Here is an 18,823-nt window from a genome sequence, read left to right on the forward strand (position 1 = left end):
AAAAGAGGAGGCTAAGCAGCCTCTTTATTTAGTTTAAATGCGGTAGCCCGTAGGAGAAAGTTAATGGAAAAAGAAATATTAAAGAATAGTAATGAACAATTAAAAAAATTTGCAACGATTGTTAATGGTGATAAGCCCATGCGCAAAGTTAAGCCTGAAGAAAAGCTGAAGACAGGAGTAGACTTAGGAACTTCTTCAATTGTTTTAACGGTCCTTGATTCTAAAAATAGAATTGTGTATGGAGCATATGAATATGACCATGCGGTTCAAGACGGGATCGTAGTTAACTTTATGGAATCAGTTAATATTTTAAGGCGCCTAAAGGAAAAGGCTGAGAAAGTGCTGGGATGTGAACTTAAGACAGCCTGTGGTGCAATTCCTCCGAAGACTGGTGAAAAAAGTGCTAAGGTGGTTGCCAATGTTATTGAAGAAACAGGGATGATCTGTACAGGCATTGAAGATGAACCAACAGCGGCAGCCAAGTTTCTACGATTAGTTAATGGTACGGTCGTTGATATTGGTGGTGGAACCACTGGAATTAGTGTTTTTAAGAATAATAAGCTCATTCATGTTATTGATGAAGCAACGGGCGGTTTTCACATGACGCTTGTCTTGGGCGGACGCTATAAGATTAAGAATGACGAAGCAGAACAACTAAAGCGTGACAAAGATAAAGAACCCGAAGTGTATGCCGTTATTAAACCAGTTGTTGAAAAGATGGCAGCAATTGTTCAAAACATGGGTGCAGAAGTTATCGACCCAGTAATCGTTGTGGGTGGTGCCACTAATTTTACGGAATTTACAACCACATTTAGTAAGACTTTAAAACGTAAAGTTTATAAGCCGCTTTATCCACAATTTGTAACGCCATTGGGTATTGCAATGTTTGATGATTAAAATAATAAGCAAAGTGAAATACACGTAAAAAGCTCTCTCAAGTCGACTTTCGGGCCGATATGAGAGAGCTTTTGTTGCCTTTAAATGATTTTTTCAGTATAAATCCATTGTATTACTGAACGGTCAAAAACGTTTATTTCGCTTGCGGGGATAATTGGTTGTGAGCAATCTACTGTATAAACCCAACCAGCTTTATTACGGACATCGCTTAAATCATTGATTGAATAGATATAAGGATATCCATTTAAATCACGTGCCTTAAATGAGATTTCGTTCTTATTAAAAAAGTCTTTTGAGATTTCATAAACGGATTTATTAGATCGCCATTCGAGATTTCGCGGAATGGTATAAATTTTCTTAATTGCAGAATTATATTTACGATATTTTGAAGGCGTCATCCCGACTTTCTGTTTAAAAATCTTGGTAAAGTAACTTGTTTGTGAGAACCCGACCGAATGAGCTAATTTGTTTATTGGCGTATTTGTAAAAATAAGCTTTTCTTGTGCAAGAGCAATTTTTTGCAAATTGATGTAATTGATGAAGTTGTCATTAAAGTAGTTCTTAAAGATTCGGCTTAAGTATGAAGGAGATAAGTATATTTTTTGAGAAACGTTTTCAAGGGTTAATGATTTTTCAAGATTAGAGTTGATATATTTTAATGCCATCATGATATTTTTTTCAATATCAGATGGTGACGAATCCCCTGCATTATTACCATTGACTGTGAAATTCGAAGGAAGCGGATAGACGCCAGCACCAGTTGGAGCCTCAGAAATACTTAAAATGCTGTTAAGGGATTGAGCCAGTGAGGAAGCTTTGGAAGCCTCAATTGGATCTAAGATAATAATTTGATTGGATTTATCACTAATGATTTCTTTGAGTGATGTTTCGATATATTTTCCACACAATTTAATAAAGTCAACATCAATATGTGAGGCATCAAGAATAAAAAATCCGCTCAAAGAACAATTAACAGCCAGTGGAAAAAGAAAGTAGTTTTTGAATCCTAGTTTCCTTAAATGATCTAGGGATACATTTGAATCAAAAAGAAGCGTATTACAATCTACAACAGTGCCAGTCACACTTGTGAAAACAATATTATTCTTAGTGAGATCTTGAAAAGTTTTAGTAACTCTTTGGATGTCGTTAAGAAACTTTGATGAATATTCGTACATAAAAAAATCCACCTAACTTATCTTATTTAGAGGTTATTATCAACTATACTCCTACAATACTAGCACATATTTATACAAAGGAAGCGCTATTTAGTCAATTTAGTAACAGATAATTATGCTTTTTTGTCTTTCTATCTAATATACAGATTTTTAAGATAATATATTATAAACGCCATGTTATAGAATGAACATGTACCAAATTGTAAGCGATTTCTTTCATCGCTGATTGTGTTTATACTTTAGGAGGCAATTTTTATGGGACAAGAAGCACTTGGTTTAATTGAAACTAAAGGACTTGTAGCATCAATTGAAGCTGCCGATGCAATGGTTAAGGCAGCTAATGTTAAATTGATCGGTCAAGAAAAAATTGGTCACGGATTAGTAACTGTTATGGTTCGTGGTGATGTTGGTGCTGTTAAAGCATCAGTTGACGCTGGTGTTCAGGCTGCTGAAAATATTGGGGAAGTTGTTTCTAACTACGTAATTCCACGTCCTCAATCTGAAGTTGAAAAGCTCTTACCAAATAAAGAATAAGTTTTTAAAGGTTAAAGCCCTTATACAGACTGCAAGATACAAATATCTGTAATAAGAGCTTTATTATTAGGAGCTTTTATAAGCAGGAGGCAAAAAAATGAATGACTTTCTAAATTCTACTAGCACAGTTCCCGAATTTGTCGGTGCTAGTGAAATTGGTGACACTATCGGAATGGTGATTCCACGTGTTGACCAACAATTACTAGATAAATTGCATGTTACAAAACAATATAAGACACTAGGAATTTTGAGCGATCGTACTGGTGCTGGTCCGCAAATCATGGCAATGGATGAAGGTATCAAGGCTACTAATATGGAATGTATTGATGTTGAATGGCCACGTGATACCAAAGGCGGCGGTGGTCACGGATGTTTAATCATCATTGGTGGTGACGATCCAGCTGATGCACGTCAAGCAATTCGTGTTGCTCTTGATAATCTTCATCGAACATTTGGTGATGTTTATAATGCCAAAGCCGGGCACCTTGAACTACAATTCACGGCACGGGCAGCTGGTGCAGCTCACCTCGGATTAGGCGCAGTTGAAGGGAAAGCCTTTGGATTAATTTGTGGTTGTCCTTCAGGTATTGGTGTTGTTATGGGAGATAAAGCACTAAAGACTGCTGGTGTTGAACCATTAAACTTTACTTCTCCTAGTCACGGAACAAGCTTTTCTAATGAGGGATGCTTGACCATTACCGGTGATTCAGGTGCCGTTCGTCAAGCTGTTATGGCTGGACGAGAAGTTGGATTAAAGTTGTTGTCACAGTTTGGTGAAGAACCAGTTAATGATTTCCCATCATACATTAAGTAGATCTGGAAGGAGGACTACTTTATTATGAAGCGTCAAAAACGTTTTGAAGAACTAGAAAAGCGGCCAATTCATCAAGATACATTTGTTAAGGAATGGCCTGAAGAAGGTTTCGTTGCAATGATGGGTCCAAATGACCCGAAGCCAAGTGTAAAGGTTGAAAACGGTAAAATTGTCGAAATGGATGGCAAGAAGCTGGAAGACTTTGACTTAATTGACCTCTACATTGCTAAGTATGGAATTAATATTGATAACGTTGAAAAAGTTATGAATATGGATTCAACTAAAATTGCACGGATGTTGGTTGATCCAAATGTCTCACGTGAATCCATCATTGAAATTACTTCTGCACTAACTCCAGCGAAAGCCGAAGAAATCATTAGTAAGCTTGACTTTGGTGAAATGATTATGGCTATCAAGAAGATGCGTCCGCGTCGGAAGCCGGATAACCAATGTCACGTTACCAACACGGTTGATAACCCAGTTCAAATTGCTGCTGATGCTGCTGATGCTGCGCTTCGTGGTTTTCCAGAACAAGAAACTACTACTGCCGTTGCCCGTTATGCACCATTTAATGCTATTTCAATCTTAATTGGTGCTCAAACAGGTCGTCCTGGTGTATTAACACAATGTTCTGTTGAAGAAGCAACCGAATTGCAATTAGGAATGCGTGGCTTTACCGCTTATGCTGAAACTATTTCAGTTTATGGTACTGACCGGGTATTTACTGATGGTGATGATACACCATGGTCTAAAGGATTCCTTGCATCATGTTATGCATCGCGTGGTTTGAAGATGCGGTTTACTTCAGGTGCTGGTTCAGAAGTTTTGATGGGTTACCCAGAAGGTAAGTCAATGTTATATCTTGAAGCACGTTGTATTTTACTTACCAAGGCTTCAGGTGTTCAAGGACTTCAAAACGGTGCCGTAAGTTGTATTGAAATTCCAGGTGCTGTTCCTAACGGTATCCGTGAAGTTCTTGGTGAAAACCTATTATGTATGATGTGTGATATTGAATGTGCTTCTGGTTGTGACCAAGCATACTCACACTCAGATATGCGGCGTACTGAACGGTTTATTGGTCAATTTATTGCCGGTACTGATTACATTAATTCTGGTTACTCATCAACTCCTAACTACGATAACACCTTTGCTGGTTCAAACACCGATGCAATGGACTACGATGACATGTATGTTATGGAACGTGACTTAGGTCAATACTATGGTATTCACCCAGTTCAAGAAGAAACAATTATTAAGGCTCGTAACAAGGCTGCTAAGGCATTACAAGCTGTATTTGAAGATCTTGGACTACCTAAGATTACTGATGAAGAAGTTGAAGCTGCTACATATGCTAACACTCATGATGACATGCCAAAACGTGACATGGTTGCAGATATGAAAGCTGCTCAAGATATGATGGATCGTGGCATTACTGCTGTTGATATTATTAAGGCTCTTTATAACCATGGATTTAAGGATGTTGCTGAAGCTGTATTGAACCTTCAAAAGCAAAAGGTTGTCGGTGATTACCTTCAAACTTCATCAATCTTTGACAAGGATTGGAATATCACTTCTGCCGTAAATGACGGGAATGACTACCAAGGTCCAGGTACTGGATACCGTCTATATGAAGACAAGGAAGAATGGGATCGAATCAAAGATCTTCCATTCGCACTTGATCCAGAACACTTGGAACTATAGAGAGGAGGTAATCTCTTATGGCTGATATCGATGAAAATTTACTTCGTAAGATCGTTAAAGAAGTTTTAAACGAGACTAATCAAATTGATACTAAGATCAATTTTGACAAGGAAAATAATAGTACCGCAACTGCTACTGAAGAAGTTCAACAACCAAACAGCAAGGCAGTTCCTGAAAAGAAACTTGATTGGTTCCAACCAATTGGCGAAGCAAAACCAGGGTACTCAAAGGATGAAGTTGTAATCGCAGTTGGTCCTGCCTTTGCAACAGTTCTAGATAAAACAGAAACTGGGATTCCTCATAAAGAGGTACTTCGTCAAGTAATTGCCGGAATTGAAGAAGAGGGACTTAAAGCACGAGTAGTTAAAGTCTATCGTTCATCAGACGTTGCTTTCTGTGCTGTTCAGGGTGACCACTTATCTGGTTCAGGAATTGCAATTGGAATCCAATCTAAGGGAACAACTGTTATTCACCAAAAAGACCAGGATCCATTAGGAAACCTAGAATTATTCCCACAAGCTCCGGTTCTTACACCAGAAACTTTCCGGGCAATTGGTAAGAATGCAGCAATGTACGCTAAAGGTGAATCTCCAGAACCAGTTCCAGCTAAGAACGATCAACTTGCTCGTATTCACTACCAAGCTATTTCAGCAATTATGCATATTCGTGAAACTCACCAAGTTGTTGTTGGAAAGCCTGAAGAAGAAATCAAAGTTACGTTCGATTAAGGAGGCATAACAGATGAGTGAAGTTGATGATTTAGTAGCAAAGATCATGGCACAGATGGGAAATAGCTCATCTTCCGATAGTTCAACAAGTGCTACTTCAACAAATAACGGTAAGGAAATGACAGCAGATGACTATCCTCTTTACCAAAAGCACCGTGATTTAGTAAAGACACCATCAGGAAAGAAACTTGATGATATTACTTTACAAAAGGTTGTAAATGATCAAGTTAATCCAAAAGAATTACGGATTACTCCAGAAGCTCTAAAACTTCAAGGTGAGATCGCAGCAAACGCTGGTCGGCCAGCAATTCAAAAGAACTTACAACGGGCAGCTGAATTAACACGTGTTCCAGACGAACGTGTTTTGCAAATGTATGATGCATTACGGCCATTCCGTTCAACGAAGCAAGAATTACTAGATATTGCTAATGAACTCCGTGATAAATATCATGCAGAAGTATGTGCAGCTTGGTTTGAAGAAGCTGCAGATTACTATGAAAGTCGAAAGAAGCTCAAGGGTGATAACTAGTATTTGATAAAGTAGGGAGTTTTTTATATGGCAACTGAAAAAGTAATAGGTGTTGATATTGGTAATTCTTCCACTGAAGTAGCGTTAGCTGATGTTGCTGATAATGGAACAATTAACTTTATTGGCTCTGGAATAGCCCCTACTACTGGTATCAAGGGTACAAAACAAAATCTGGTTGGAATTAGAGATTCCATCAATCAAGTCCTTAATAAGGCTAATTTAACGATTAATGATATTGATTTAATTCGGATTAATGAGGCAACGCCAGTTATCGGTGACGTAGCGATGGAAACAATTACCGAAACGGTCGTAACCGAATCGACCATGATCGGACATAATCCTGATACTCCCGGTGGTATTGGAACTGGTGCAGGAATAACAGTTAGACTATTGGATCTTGTCAAAAAGACGGATAAAAGTCAAAACTATATTGTTGTTGTTCCTAAGGATATTGATTTTGAAGATGTTGCTAAACTGATTAACGCCTATGTTGCTTCGGGCTATAAGATTACAGCTGCGATCCTAAAAAATGATGATGGTGTGTTAGTTGATAATCGATTGAATAAATCAATTCCGATTGTTGATGAAGTTGCCATGATTGATAAAGTCCCATTAAATATGCTGGCGGCAGTTGAAGTTGCTGGTCCGGGACAAGTTATCTCGCAACTTTCAAATCCATATGGAATTGCTACCTTGTTTGGATTGAATCCAGAAGAAACCAAGAATATTGTTCCTGTCTCACGTGCACTTATTGGTAACCGTTCTGCCGTTGTCATTAAGACACCAGCAGGGGATGTTAAGGCACGGGTAATTCCAGCCGGAAACATTATCATTAACGGCGATACCGGAAAAGAAGAAGTTGGTGTTTCAGAAGGTGCTGACGCCATTATGAAGAAAATTTCCAGTTTCCGTCACATTAATGATATTACTGGAGAATCAGGGACTAACGTTGGTGGAATGCTTGAAAATGTTCGCCAAACAATGGCTGATTTAACCGGAAAGAAGAACAGTGAAATTGCTATTCAAGATCTATTAGCGGTAGATACACAGGTGCCTGTCGAAGTTCGCGGAGGCTTGGCTGGTGAATTTTCAAATGAATCAGCAGTTGGTATTGCTGCGATGGTTAAGTCTGATCATCTTCAAATGGAAGTAATTGCTAAATTAATTGAAGATGAATTCCATACGAAGGTTGAGATTGGTGGTGCCGAAGTTGAATCTGCAATTCGCGGTGCATTAACGACACCGGGAACAGATAAACCAATTGCAATTCTTGATTTAGGTGCCGGCTCAACAGATGCTTCAATTATCAATAAAGAAAATCAAACTGTAGCAATTCACTTAGCTGGTGCTGGTGACATGGTTACGATGATTATTAACTCTGAATTGGGATTAAATGACATTCACTTGGCAGAGGATATTAAGCGCTATCCATTAGCTAAAGTCGAAAATCTATTCCAAATTCGTCATGAAGATGGATCGGTACAATTCTTTGAAGATCCGCTTCCGTCATCATTGTTTGCTCGTGTTGTTGTAATCAAACCAGATGGGTATGAACCGGTTACGGGTAATCCAAGCATTGAGAAGATCAAGCTGGTTCGTCAAAGTGCTAAGAAGCGGGTATTTGTAACCAATGCATTACGAGCTCTTAAGTACGTCAGCCCGACAGGAAACATTCGTGATATTCCGTTTGTTGTAATTGTCGGTGGATCTGCTCTTGACTTTGAAATACCACAACTAGTAACAGATGAGTTAGCACACTTTAACTTAGTTGCCGGACGTGGGAATGTTCGTGGAGTAGAAGGCCCACGAAACGCGGTTGCAACAGGATTAATTCTCCGTTATGGCGAAGAAAGAAGGAAGCAATATGAACAATGATTCAGAGCGTCCCTCAATTATCGTAGGTGTTGAGAATGGAACAGCTATTCCTCAAAATGCAGCACCGCTTTTTAACGGAATTGAAGAAGAACAAATACCGGTGGCGGTTAGAGAAATCGACATTGATAATGTTGTAAGTCGGGCATACCAGTCGGCCCTCGCCTCACGATTATCAGTAGGGATTGCTTTTGATGGTGATCGATTTATCGTTCACTATAAAAACTTAAAAGAAAACAAACCACTATTTGATAAAACAATTAGTGATGGTAAGCAACTACGAGTTCTAGGAGCAAATGCAGCGCGACTAGTAAAGGGAATCCCCTTTAAGGAAATGGTAAACAGGTGATTTAATTATGAAGTCTTTAGGCTATGTAGAATGTAATGGATTATCTGGTGCTATTGTTGCTGCTGATCGAATGCTAAAAACTGCGGACGTTGACCTTAGTAGTATTCAAAATACTAAGGGAAATGGCTGGGTTACATTACAAGTTAGCGGTGAACTATCTGCCGTAACGGTTGCTGTTGAGGCCGTTAAGGATTATTTGCCGGATGTATATGTAACTTCAACGGTTATTGGTCGTCCTGCTTCGGGATTAGATTCTTTAGGGAAAACTGATTTATTAAACCAAACTCCAAAGAAAAAGGAAGCTAATAAGCCGGTTGAGCCAACAATAACTATACAACCGGAGTCGGTTAAAGATAGCATTGAGGAAAAAGTAGATGAGCATGCTGATGAACCTTCTATTGAAGATCGTGAGTTAGCAAACGATTCTAAAACAGTAGACGGTCCTGATGATAAAGACCAGGATGTAAGTTCTAATGAAAAGGTCACATGCAACATGTGCGGTGATCCAAAGTGTCCACGGAAACTAGGCGAACCACACAAAAAGTGCATTCATTACAACGAATTAAAGAAAAAATAGGAGGAATTCATTATGAATAACGCATTAGGAATGATTGAAACTAAGGGTTTAGTTGCATCAATTGAAGCAGCTGATCAAATGGTAAAGGCAGCTAACGTAACATTAACAGGTCAGGAAAAGATCGGTAGTGGATTGGTAACTGTTATGATTCGTGGTGATGTTGGTGCTGTAAAGGCAGCTGTTGACGCTGGTGTCCAAGCTGCTGAAGGCGTTGGCGAAGTTGTATCATCTTACGTAATTCCACGTCCACATGAAGAAGTTGAAAAGATCTTACCAGGATCAAATAGTGACGCTGAATAATTAAAGTAAAGGAAGATTGTTTATGGATGAAGAACATTTAAGAACGCTTATTCGGGCTATTATTAAGGAAACACTTAATCCTAATCTTGTTCCGATTGGTGTTTCAAATCACCATGTTCACCTAACTGAAGAAGATTTTCAAAAACTCTTCCCAGGGCAAAAAATTGAAATGCTCAAAAAGTTACGCCAACATGCTGATTTTGCGGCAAAACAAACAGTGGATTTAATCGGACCAAAGGGAACCATCAAGCATGTTCGATTAATGGGGCCATACCGTTCACATTCACAGGTTGAAATTGCCCGATCTGAAAACTTTACTCTTGGAATTGATGCACCGATTAGAATGTCCGGTGACCTTGATGGTACCCCATCGATTAAAGTTCGTTCACCATATGCCGAAATTGAGGTTCAAGGTGTAATTGTTGCTAAGCGGCATATTCATATGAGCCTTGAAGATGCTAAGCGGTTTGGTGTTAAACTTGGTGATCCTATGCAGGTTGAGGTTGATGGTGACGGCGGACGTAAGACGATTTTTGATGATGTTGTTGCTCGTCCACGTGAGGATTTTGTTCTTGAAATGCATATTGATACAGATGAAGCCAATGCGGCAAATGTTGGACTAGGTAACAATTCTTACGGGAAGGTTATCATTAAAAAGAAAGATTAACTCTTTTAAGGATTACAAGGGGGTGAATAAATGGATAGCCTATTACAACAGGTTATGCACCGGTTAGAAGAACGGAAGCATACTAGTACGGAAGTTTCTTTTAATCAGCAGGTTACCCCACCTAGTGACCAGATTTTCTTGCGGAACGGTAAAGTTATTCTTAGAAATATATCAATTAGCCTAGTGAAGGATTTGTATTCAATGGAAAAGACTAATGCTTGGGTTAACTGGGTATTAGAAGGAATTAGCTATGATGTTAAATTTTACTTTTTGATTAATGAACAGATGGTTAATTTTATTCCACGAATGATGATTTTAGACTGGCCAATCCTCTTTGTTGTTAATAACGAATCGCCAGTGATTGCCAGTCATAATCGAATTATTACAAGAGGAGAGATAGCTGCTAAGCCAGATAAATCGATTCTTGTCAGATATCAACAGCAGCTTATCACTGATGAAGCAGTTGATATTTGTAACTATAAAAAAATAAAAATTAAGATTAGGACTGAAGAAAATTGTATATGGCGAGAGTAGTAGGCAGTGTTGTTGCAACCCAAAAAGATCCATCATTAGTAGGGAAAAAGCTAATGATTGTTCAACAAATTAATTCAGATCAGCAACCGGTTAGGTTTGAACAAGTAGCTGCTGATACAGTAAATGCCGGAATTGGCGATAATGTATTGATTGTAAGGGGTGCAGGTGCAAGACGTGCTGATAAAGAGCGTGATGAGGATCAAACTAGGGATGTTAATGATTGTACTATTGTAGGAATAATTGACCGTTTTGATAAGTAGTACACATTGGAGGAATTAAAATGGCTATTTACACAAAAGGTGGTGACAAAGGAGAAACAAGCTTATTTGACGGTACAAGAGTTCCTAAAGACTCTTTGCGGGTTGAAACTTATGGAACTTTTGATGAGTTAAATGCCAATATCAGTTTGGCAGATAAGTTTTGTGAAAGTAAACGTAATAAAAAACTTTTGCAAGAAGTCGAATATAAGATGTTTTTCCTTCAAGGTGAGATAGCTACCGAAAAGCGGCAATATTTTACTGATAAGAGCAAAATTATTACTGATGAAGATACCCGTCGATTAGAGAAAGTGATTGATGAGTATACAGCTAAGCTACCACCAGTTCATAGCTTTATCTTACCGGGTTCAAGTACTGCTGGTGCACAACTCCATGTTTGTCGGACAATTTGTCGGCGAGCAGAAAGATTATTTGTCAGATTATCAAAAGATGTTAAGTTTCGTCCTGAGTTAGAGCGATACGTAAACCGACTATCTGATTTTCTGTATATCGTGGCTCGTGATGAGGACTATGAAGATTTATTAAATAGTGTAACTGATGATGTAATTAAAATTTATCAACGTTATCAGGAAAAAAAGGACGTGCGTTAAGAATGAATGAAGAACAAATTAGCAAGATTGTTGAAAGCGTAATCAATAGTAATAATTCTAAGAACCTGTTTGATCGTCATAAGATGGAAAAGGTAATTGATGCAGCGGTTGCCCGTGCCAATGAACTTGGTGTAGGGGTAACAATCGCAATTATGAAAGCTGATCAAGTGCTTCAGATGAGTTACCACATGCCAAATGCTAACTTAGTAAGTTGTACGCTTGCACCTAAGAAGGCATGGTCTGCACTTGCTATGAAGGAACCAACAAAGGATATTAGCAAGGATATTCAACCTGGTGCCGGATTATACCAAATGGAAACGATGCTTGATGGTCGCTTAGCTTCATTTGCTGGTGGTATTCCATTGAAGATCAATGATGAAATTATTGGTGCAATTGGTGTTAGTGGCGGATTAGTTGAAGAAGATCAATCAATCTGTGAAGCTGCTGTTGCAGAATTCTTGAAGGAGAGTAAATAGATATGCAGATTAACGATATTGAAAGTGCTGTTCGCAAGATCCTAGCAGAAGAATTAGATAATGCTAGCTCTAACAGTGCGGCAGTTACTAATGATGATGGACATCGTGGTATTTTTACTAATGTTGATGACGCAATTGCTGCTGCTAAAGCTGCCCAAGAAGTATATCGTGACAAGCCAATTGCAGTGCGGCAACAGGTGATTGATGCTATCAAGGAAGGTTTCCGTCCTTACATTGAAAAGATGGCAAAGGACATTAAAGAAGAAACCGGAATGGGAACAGTCGAAGCAAAGATTGCTAAGTTGCACAATGCTTTGTACAACACTCCTGGTCCAGAAATTCTTGAACCGGTTGTCGAAAATGGTGATGGCGGAATGGTTATGTATGAACGGTTGCCATACGGTGTTATCGGTGCTGTTGGTCCAAGTACTAACCCATCCGAAACAGTTATTGCCAATGCAATTATGATGCTTGCAGGTGGAAATACCCTTTACTTTGGTGCTCACCCTGGTGCTAAGAATATCACTCGTTGGACGATTGAAAAGATGAATGATTTCATTGCTGATGCAACTGGTCTTCACAATTTAGTTGTAAGCATTGAAACACCAACAATTGAATCTGTTCAACAAATGATGCAACATCCTGATATTGCTATGCTTGCCGTAACCGGTGGACCAGCTGTTGTTCACCAAGCAATGACTAGCGGTAAGAAGGCTGTTGGTGCTGGCCCTGGTAATCCTCCTGCAATGGTTGATGCTACCGCTGATATTGACTTAGCTGCTCATAATATTATTGCTTCAGCTTCATTTGATAATGACATTTTATGTACTGCTGAAAAGGAAGTTGTTGCCGAAAGTAGTATTAAGGATGAATTAATCCGCAAGATGCAAGATGAAGGTGCATTTGTTGTTAACCGTGAACAGGCTGACAAACTCGCCGATATGTGCATCCAAGACAACGGTACTCCTGATCGGAAGTTTGTTGGAAAGGATGCAACCTACATCTTAGATCAAGCTAATATTCCATATACTGGTCACCCGGTAGAAATTATTTGCGAATTGCCAAAGGAACACCCATTGGTAATGACTGAAATGTTGATGCCAATCTTACCAGTTGTTTCTTGCCCAACATTTGATGATGTTTTGAAGACTGCTGTTGAAGTAGAACAAGGAAACCACCATACTGCAACTATTCACTCCAACAACTTAAAGCATATTAATAATGCTGCTCACCGGATGCAATGTTCGATCTTCGTTGTTAACGGTCCATCCTATGTTGGAACAGGTGTTGCTGATAATGGTGCTCACTCAGGTGCTTCAGCATTAACAATTGCTACGCCAACTGGTGAAGGAACTTGTACTGCAAGAACCTTTACGCGTCGTGTTCGTTTGAATTCGCCACAAGGGTTCTCAGTTCGTAATTGGTACTAATGGGAGGCATAATGCCGATGGAAAAATTTAGTATGCCAACCCGAATTTATTCGGGAACAGATAGTTTGAAGGAATTAGAAACCCTTCATAATGAACGAATTTTGTTAGTTTGTGACTCATTCTTACCTGGTAGTGACACATTAAAGGAAATTGAGAGTCATATTAACAAGAGTAATAAATGTGAAATTTTCTCTGATGTTGTCCCTGATCCACCACTAGATAAAATCATGGAAGGGGTTCAACAGTTCTTAAAGCTGAAACCAACAATTGTAATTGGTATCGGTGGTGGTTCTGCAATGGACACCGGTAAGGGAATTCGTTTCTTCGGTGAAAAGCTTGGCAAGTGCAAAATTAATGAATATATTGCAATTCCAACAACCAGCGGAACCGGTTCAGAAGTTACTAATACTGCGGTTATTTCTGATACTAAGGAACACCGGAAGATTCCGATTCTTGAAGATTACTTAACACCAGATTGTGCATTGCTTGATCCTAAGTTAGTAATGACAGCACCAAAGAGTGTTACTGCCTACTCAGGAATGGATGTATTAACTCATGCTCTTGAATCATTGGTTGCTAAGGACGCTAATTTGTTTACCGTTGCATTATCAGAAGAAGCCATTGATGCGGTAACTAAGTATCTTGTTGAATGTTATCGTCATGGCGATAATGTCGATGCACGAAAGATCGTTCACGAAGCATCAAATATTGCCGGAACAGCCTTTAACATTGCTGGACTAGGTATTTGCCACTCAATTGCCCACCAATTAGGTGCTAACTTCCATGTTCCTCATGGTTTAGCAAACACAATGTTATTGCCATATGTTGTTGCATACAATGCTGAACACTGTGAAGAAGCCTTACACAAGTTTGCAATTGCCGCTAAGAAAGCCGGAATTGCTGCACCTGGCGTTGGTGACCGTTTGGCTGTTAAGCGGCTGATTGCAAAGATTCGTGAAATGGCACGGCAAATGAATTGTCCAATGACTCTCCAAGCATTTGGAGTTGACCACGCAAAAGCAGAAGCAGCTGCTGATACGGTTGTTGCTAATGCGAAGAAGGATGCAACATTCCCAGGCAATCCAGTTGTTCCTTCAGATGATGATCTGAAGATGATTTACGAAGCAATAATTCGTTAACTTAGTTTATTTGGAGTGATTAGATGTCTAAAAAAATACTTGCAATTAATTCTGGTAGTTCATCAATCAAGTTTAAACTTTATTTGATGCCAGAAGAAAAATTATTAATTAGCGGCTCTGCAGAAAATCTCGGTTCTTCAACAAGTCAGCTTTCATATAAAACTGAAAAAACTGGAGAAACTAGACAACTACCATTAAAAAATCATTCAGAAGCAATTGATCATATAATTGATGTTCTGATGACAAGCGGGGTTGTCAAGGATAAGTCTGAAATTTACGGTGTTGGTCACCGTATCTCTCATGGTGGGAGCTACTATAAGCATGCAGTAGCGGTCACTCCAGAAGTAGAAAAACGAATTGATGAATTAAGGGTATTATCCCCTCTCCATAATCCAAATGGTTTAGCGGGAATAAAGGCTTTTGAGAAATTTCTTCCAGATGCCAAAGAAGTTGTTACTTTCGATAATTCGTTCCATCATACGATTCCTAAAAAGGCTTATATGTATGCTTTGCCATATGAGTTTTATGAAAAATATCAAATTCGTCGTTATGGTTTCCATGCTCCTTCCCACCAATATGTTTCTGAAAAGGCACGGGAATTATTTGGAAAAGAAAAGACGCGCCGCATGATTACATGCCATTTGGGTAATGGATCGAGCGTTTCAGCAATTTTAGACGGGAAGTCAGTTAACTCATCGATGGGCTTTACGCCTTTAGCAGGGGTTGTAATGGGAACCCGTTGTGGGGATATTGATCCAGAAATAATTCCATTTTTAGAAGAAGAACTTAACATTGATTCTCACGAAATGCGCCGAATCATGAATGAAGATTCCGGTTTAAAGGGATTATCAGGGATTTCTAATGATGAACGGGAAATTGAAAGTGCGGCTAAAAATGGTAATGAACGTGCTCAGTTAGCATTAGATGTATTTGTTCACTCGATTCAGCAATATATCGGTGCTTATACAACTGATCTTGATGGATTAGACACCTTAGTATTTACTGCGGGAATTGGCGAACATGCTGCTTATATTCGTAGTCAAATTTGTAAAAACCTTGATTATCTTGGGGTTAAGATTGATGAAGAAAAGAATAAGCAGAATGCGCTTAGCATTGAAGCACCGGATAGTAAAGTTAAGGTTGCAGTTATTCCGACAAACGAAGAAATTATTATTGCTCGTGATGTAATGAATGTAACTCAGCAACAGTAGGATAGAGATGGTGTTATGGCTAGACAGGATATTCAACGAACAATTCAAGAGTATGTTCCAGGTAAGCAGGTGACATTAGCCCATATTGTAGCCAATCCTACGCCAGATATTTACGAAAAATTGGGAATTCAGACACCTAAAAATGCACTTGGGATTCTAACAATTACGCCTAGTGAAGCATCAATTATTGCTGGTGATATTGCAACAAAATCCAGTAACGTTACGTTAGGCTTTATTGATCGTTTTAGTGGGTCAGTTGTTATCGTCGGTGAAGTTTCCGAGGTTGAATCGGCTTTGCGTCATGTTGTTGATAAACTGCATGCATTACTAGGTTTTGATGTTCCTGAGATTACACGAACATAGTTTAGAAGTGTATTCATTCAGTAAATTGTATGAATACACTTCTTTAGAAAGGAGGGGGATGCAAAATGACGACGCACCAGCGGATCTTGACGTTTAATAACGGTTTTAATTTTCGTGATCTTGGCGGGTATAAGACGCTAAACGGTCAGGTCTTAAAATGCAACACTCTCGTTCGTTCTGCGCATCTCTCCTATTTTGATCGATTTGAGCAACGAGAACTTTATAGGTATGGCATAAGGGCAGTGATTGATTTCCGCTCAACATCAGAAGTTGCATTGTATCCGGACCAATTAACATCATTGATAAAGTATATTCGAATACCAGTATTTGATAATGATATTACTGAGAGCAACGTTGATATTATTGAAGCGCGGAAAGTATTTTCTAAAGATCCGCGAGCGGGCTTTAATCGGATGCTATCTGTGTATCGCCAATTTGTTACTAATGAGCAAGCGCAGGAAGCTTTTCATCAATTTATAAAAAAACTATGCTTGCATTCAACGCAGGGCGGAATTTTGTTCCATTGTTCAGCAGGAAAAGATCGAACAGGGTTAGCAGCTATTTACTTGCTAAGTTTGCTCGGTGTTCCAGAATCCACAATTTATGAGGATTATATTTTAACTAATAAAACTTCTGTTAAAAGAATAAAGGAACGGTTGCGCTTTGCTGTGGAGGCTGATTTGGGTGAGAATTACTTGCACTCAATTTATGATCTTTCAACAGCTAACAAGTGTTATTACAATCAGGCAATCTCTCTAATCAATTCTAAATATGGCGGAATGCAAAATTATTTACATGATGTATTGCAAATTAGTAATTCAATGGTTGAACAGTTAAAGTATCTATACTTAGAAAAGTAATTTAAGTTGTTTGAATACTTGAATAAAGATGGGCAAAAGCTTAATTTTACGGTTAAGCTTTTGCCCATCTTACGATATGATTAAAATAAGTAAAGCGGTAACATTATTAACCGCTTTATTTATACATAATTATTTTAGGTGATAGTAATGACAACTCTTCTTTTAATCCGTCATGGTGAAACTTATGCAAATCGGCTAAATTATATTCAGGGAACGCTAAATAATAGGCTTGCAACACTAACAGAGCAGGGGATTGCAGATGCAAAAGCCTATCAAGAAGTGTTAAAGCATAACCAAATTGATTTTGCTTACACTAGTCCGTTAAAAAGGGCATTAGCAACCAGTAAAATCATTTGTAATCACACCAATATTAATGTGCGGGTTGATTCACGACTGTCAGAAATCTCATATGGACAGTGGAACGGAACGGCGATTGCTGACTTGAAAAGGCAGTACACAACATATTTTGATTCGGAAACCAATGATGTTTATCCGCACTCGATTGAAATCAACAATGGTGAAAGCTTCGCACATGCACGGAAGAGAGTCTGGACGTTTGTTACTGAAATTTCACGAGAATATCCTAGTCAAACAATCTTAGTTGTGACACACGGCTGGGTAATCAAAAATATTATCTCTTTGTGTTTGAATAACACAGACGGTACTGCTTTTAAGAATCCGCGAAATTTGAGTGTTAGTAAAATTCAAGTTGATCCGGTGACTGGAAAGCAGAAGGTATGTTATTATAACAGGCCACTTAAAGGAATTGGTAAATTATGAATCTTTTGGCAGTCATAATGATTTTTATCGGGTTGAACATTGATACCTTCATTGCCTTATTATTCGTTTTACGAAACTATAACTATCGATTGCCAATTATTACTTTTGTTACAGCAACGATTACGTTATGGATTTTAGGAGTAGTGTTAGGAAAAGGCTTAGCAGCGCTTTTTCCTGACTGGATTACTGGCTTTATGGGAATCGTTTTAATTTTTCTAGCAGTATTCGGTCAAAATGACGATGATAATGAGAACATTAACACTGGCTTTATATCATTATTCTTGTTTTGTTTAAGCCTTGGCGGTGATAACTTAGCCGTTTATATTCCCTGGGCGGTAAATTTATCGTGGCTGGAAATACTCCAAATTGGAATAATTTTTACAATTTGTTCAGTTATCCTTATCTTATTAGGGAAAGCAATTATCTCATTCGGTCCGATTGCAGGATTATTAGAAAAATATGGTAATTATGGAAGTAAGATCGTATACGTTTTAGCAGGATTATATATAATTTGGAATAGTCATTTAATAAATCACTTGTGGATATTGATTAGTTAAGTTCTGCAAGCAATTTATCGATATTGATATTTTTAACGGCGGAGATGGGGATAACCTTTTTGACTCCGGCACTAAGCAATAGTTTTTTTGAATATTCAATATCAGCTGGGTCATTTACCAAATCAATTTTAGTAATAACGCCGATTGTTGGCTTACTAAACATTGAGCAGAAACCAGCAGGGAAAACCAATCGCTTATCAACGGCGCTTTGCAATAAAACCACGATATCCGCATCCATTGAAGTTACACGGAGCGTGCTCATCATATTGTGATGTTCCATGTATTCACCTGGTGTGTCAATAATATTTGAAGTGAACTCAACAGCTTGCGTTTTGTTATATCTAATTTGCTGATGTTCTAAACGTTGGGTAAGTGTTGTTTTTCCACAAGCGATTGCACCAATAAACATAGTCCTTTTCATGTTACTGCCTCCAGTAAATTCTATAAAATTATACTATTTAA

General features: G+C 38.5%; 24 protein-coding genes. 22 read left to right on the forward strand and 2 right to left on the reverse strand.

The annotated features are described in order from the left end of the window. Positions 1-63 precede the first annotated feature (63 nt). The gene (gene eutJ, locus QOS06_RS06455; protein ID WP_003669887.1) at positions 64-897 is read left to right on the forward strand and encodes an ethanolamine utilization protein EutJ; all 834 of its coding nucleotides are present in this window, start codon (positions 64-66) and stop codon (positions 895-897) included. An 80-nt stretch (positions 898-977) separates the two neighbouring features. Here the strand turns inward: eutJ and QOS06_RS06460 are convergent, their stop codons facing one another. Continuing rightward, complete coding sequence (locus QOS06_RS06460; protein WP_003669888.1) at positions 978-2,072, reverse strand: helix-turn-helix domain-containing protein; 1,095 nt, start codon at positions 2,070-2,072, stop codon at positions 978-980. Positions 2,073-2,327: 255 nt separating this feature from the next. On the opposite strand from QOS06_RS06460, the gene QOS06_RS06465 reads away from it, so the two are divergent. The 21 genes from QOS06_RS06465 (at position 2,328) to QOS06_RS06565 (ending at position 18,361) form a co-directional block, all read left to right on the forward strand. Next, positions 2,328-2,606: a BMC domain-containing protein gene (locus QOS06_RS06465; protein ID WP_003669890.1), complete on the forward strand. Its 279-nt coding sequence runs from the start codon at positions 2,328-2,330 to the stop codon at positions 2,604-2,606. Between the two features lie 97 nt (positions 2,607-2,703). Continuing rightward, complete coding sequence (pduB, locus tag QOS06_RS06470; RefSeq protein WP_003669200.1) at positions 2,704-3,420, forward strand: propanediol utilization microcompartment protein PduB; 717 nt, start codon at positions 2,704-2,706, stop codon at positions 3,418-3,420. Positions 3,421-3,444: 24 nt separating this feature from the next. After that, the gene (locus QOS06_RS06475) at positions 3,445-5,121 is read left to right on the forward strand and encodes a propanediol/glycerol family dehydratase large subunit (RefSeq protein ID WP_003669892.1); all 1,677 of its coding nucleotides are present in this window, start codon (positions 3,445-3,447) and stop codon (positions 5,119-5,121) included. A gap of 17 nt (positions 5,122-5,138) precedes the next feature. Next, entirely contained in the window at positions 5,139-5,849 is a 711-nt protein-coding gene (locus tag QOS06_RS06480) for a propanediol/glycerol family dehydratase medium subunit (protein ID WP_003669893.1), read from the forward strand. Positions 5,850-5,862: 13 nt separating this feature from the next. Beyond that, the gene (locus QOS06_RS06485) at positions 5,863-6,378 is read left to right on the forward strand and encodes a diol dehydratase small subunit (protein WP_003669895.1); all 516 of its coding nucleotides are present in this window, start codon (positions 5,863-5,865) and stop codon (positions 6,376-6,378) included. 27 nt (positions 6,379-6,405) lie between these two features. Further along, on the forward strand, positions 6,406-8,253 hold the full coding sequence (locus QOS06_RS06490) for a diol dehydratase reactivase subunit alpha (protein ID WP_085680280.1): 1,848 nt from the start codon (positions 6,406-6,408) through the stop codon (positions 8,251-8,253). Next, positions 8,219-8,599: a glycerol dehydratase reactivase beta/small subunit family protein gene (locus QOS06_RS06495; RefSeq protein ID WP_003669898.1), complete on the forward strand. Its 381-nt coding sequence runs from the start codon at positions 8,219-8,221 to the stop codon at positions 8,597-8,599. Before QOS06_RS06490 ends, QOS06_RS06495 begins: the two co-directional genes overlap by 35 nt. 7 nt (positions 8,600-8,606) lie before the next feature. Next, positions 8,607-9,176, forward strand: a complete 570-nt coding sequence (locus tag QOS06_RS06500) for a BMC domain-containing protein (RefSeq protein WP_003669901.1) — start codon at positions 8,607-8,609, stop codon at positions 9,174-9,176. 9 nt (positions 9,177-9,185) lie between these two features. Next, positions 9,186-9,476 (forward strand): BMC domain-containing protein, encoded by a 291-nt coding sequence (locus tag QOS06_RS06505; protein WP_269147526.1) that lies wholly within the window; start codon positions 9,186-9,188, stop codon positions 9,474-9,476. Positions 9,477-9,498: 22 nt separating this feature from the next. Continuing rightward, a complete protein-coding gene (locus tag QOS06_RS06510; RefSeq protein ID WP_003669904.1) occupies positions 9,499-10,143 on the forward strand; it encodes a phosphate propanoyltransferase in 645 nt (214 codons plus the stop codon). A 30-nt stretch (positions 10,144-10,173) separates the two neighbouring features. Further along, positions 10,174-10,677, forward strand: coding sequence for a PduM family microcompartment protein (pduM, locus tag QOS06_RS06515; RefSeq protein ID WP_003669906.1), 504 nt, complete (start codon positions 10,174-10,176; stop codon positions 10,675-10,677). Then, on the forward strand, positions 10,659-10,937 hold the full coding sequence (locus QOS06_RS06520) for a EutN/CcmL family microcompartment protein (RefSeq protein WP_480208499.1): 279 nt from the start codon (positions 10,659-10,661) through the stop codon (positions 10,935-10,937). The genes pduM and QOS06_RS06520 overlap by 19 nt, the downstream gene beginning before the upstream one ends. 20 nt (positions 10,938-10,957) lie before the next feature. Continuing rightward, positions 10,958-11,545, forward strand: a complete 588-nt coding sequence (locus tag QOS06_RS06525) for a cob(I)yrinic acid a,c-diamide adenosyltransferase (RefSeq protein ID WP_085680282.1) — start codon at positions 10,958-10,960, stop codon at positions 11,543-11,545. A gap of 2 nt (positions 11,546-11,547) precedes the next feature. Next, positions 11,548-12,021, forward strand: coding sequence for a GlcG/HbpS family heme-binding protein (locus QOS06_RS06530; protein WP_003669911.1), 474 nt, complete (start codon positions 11,548-11,550; stop codon positions 12,019-12,021). A gap of 2 nt (positions 12,022-12,023) precedes the next feature. Then, positions 12,024-13,451, forward strand: a complete 1,428-nt coding sequence (gene pduP / locus QOS06_RS06535) for a CoA-acylating propionaldehyde dehydrogenase PduP (RefSeq protein ID WP_003669912.1) — start codon at positions 12,024-12,026, stop codon at positions 13,449-13,451. 17 nt (positions 13,452-13,468) lie between these two features. Further along, a complete protein-coding gene (locus QOS06_RS06540; RefSeq protein ID WP_035159581.1) occupies positions 13,469-14,590 on the forward strand; it encodes a 1-propanol dehydrogenase PduQ in 1,122 nt (373 codons plus the stop codon). Between the two features lie 23 nt (positions 14,591-14,613). Continuing rightward, entirely contained in the window at positions 14,614-15,801 is a 1,188-nt protein-coding gene (locus tag QOS06_RS06545) for an acetate/propionate family kinase (RefSeq protein ID WP_003669914.1), read from the forward strand. A 15-nt stretch (positions 15,802-15,816) separates the two neighbouring features. Beyond that, entirely contained in the window at positions 15,817-16,164 is a 348-nt protein-coding gene (locus QOS06_RS06550) for a BMC domain-containing protein (RefSeq protein ID WP_003675166.1), read from the forward strand. A gap of 65 nt (positions 16,165-16,229) precedes the next feature. After that, the gene (locus QOS06_RS06555; RefSeq protein ID WP_003669916.1) at positions 16,230-17,024 is read left to right on the forward strand and encodes a tyrosine-protein phosphatase; all 795 of its coding nucleotides are present in this window, start codon (positions 16,230-16,232) and stop codon (positions 17,022-17,024) included. Positions 17,025-17,171: 147 nt separating this feature from the next. Next, on the forward strand, positions 17,172-17,804 hold the full coding sequence (locus tag QOS06_RS06560; RefSeq protein WP_003669917.1) for a histidine phosphatase family protein: 633 nt from the start codon (positions 17,172-17,174) through the stop codon (positions 17,802-17,804). Then, the gene (locus tag QOS06_RS06565) at positions 17,801-18,361 is read left to right on the forward strand and encodes a cadmium resistance transporter (RefSeq protein ID WP_003669918.1); all 561 of its coding nucleotides are present in this window, start codon (positions 17,801-17,803) and stop codon (positions 18,359-18,361) included. The genes QOS06_RS06560 and QOS06_RS06565 overlap by 4 nt, the downstream gene beginning before the upstream one ends. On the opposite strand, the gene QOS06_RS06570 is transcribed toward QOS06_RS06565, so the two are convergent. Then, positions 18,354-18,782, reverse strand: coding sequence for a EutP/PduV family microcompartment system protein (locus tag QOS06_RS06570; RefSeq protein WP_003669919.1), 429 nt, complete (start codon positions 18,780-18,782; stop codon positions 18,354-18,356). The two genes, QOS06_RS06565 and QOS06_RS06570, sit on opposite strands and share 8 nt — an antisense overlap. Between the last annotated feature and the right edge of the window lie 41 nt (positions 18,783-18,823).

The organism is Limosilactobacillus sp. DJ3M12 (assembly GCF_947381695.1).
Classification (GTDB): domain Bacteria; phylum Bacillota; class Bacilli; order Lactobacillales; family Lactobacillaceae; genus Limosilactobacillus; species Limosilactobacillus kinnaridis.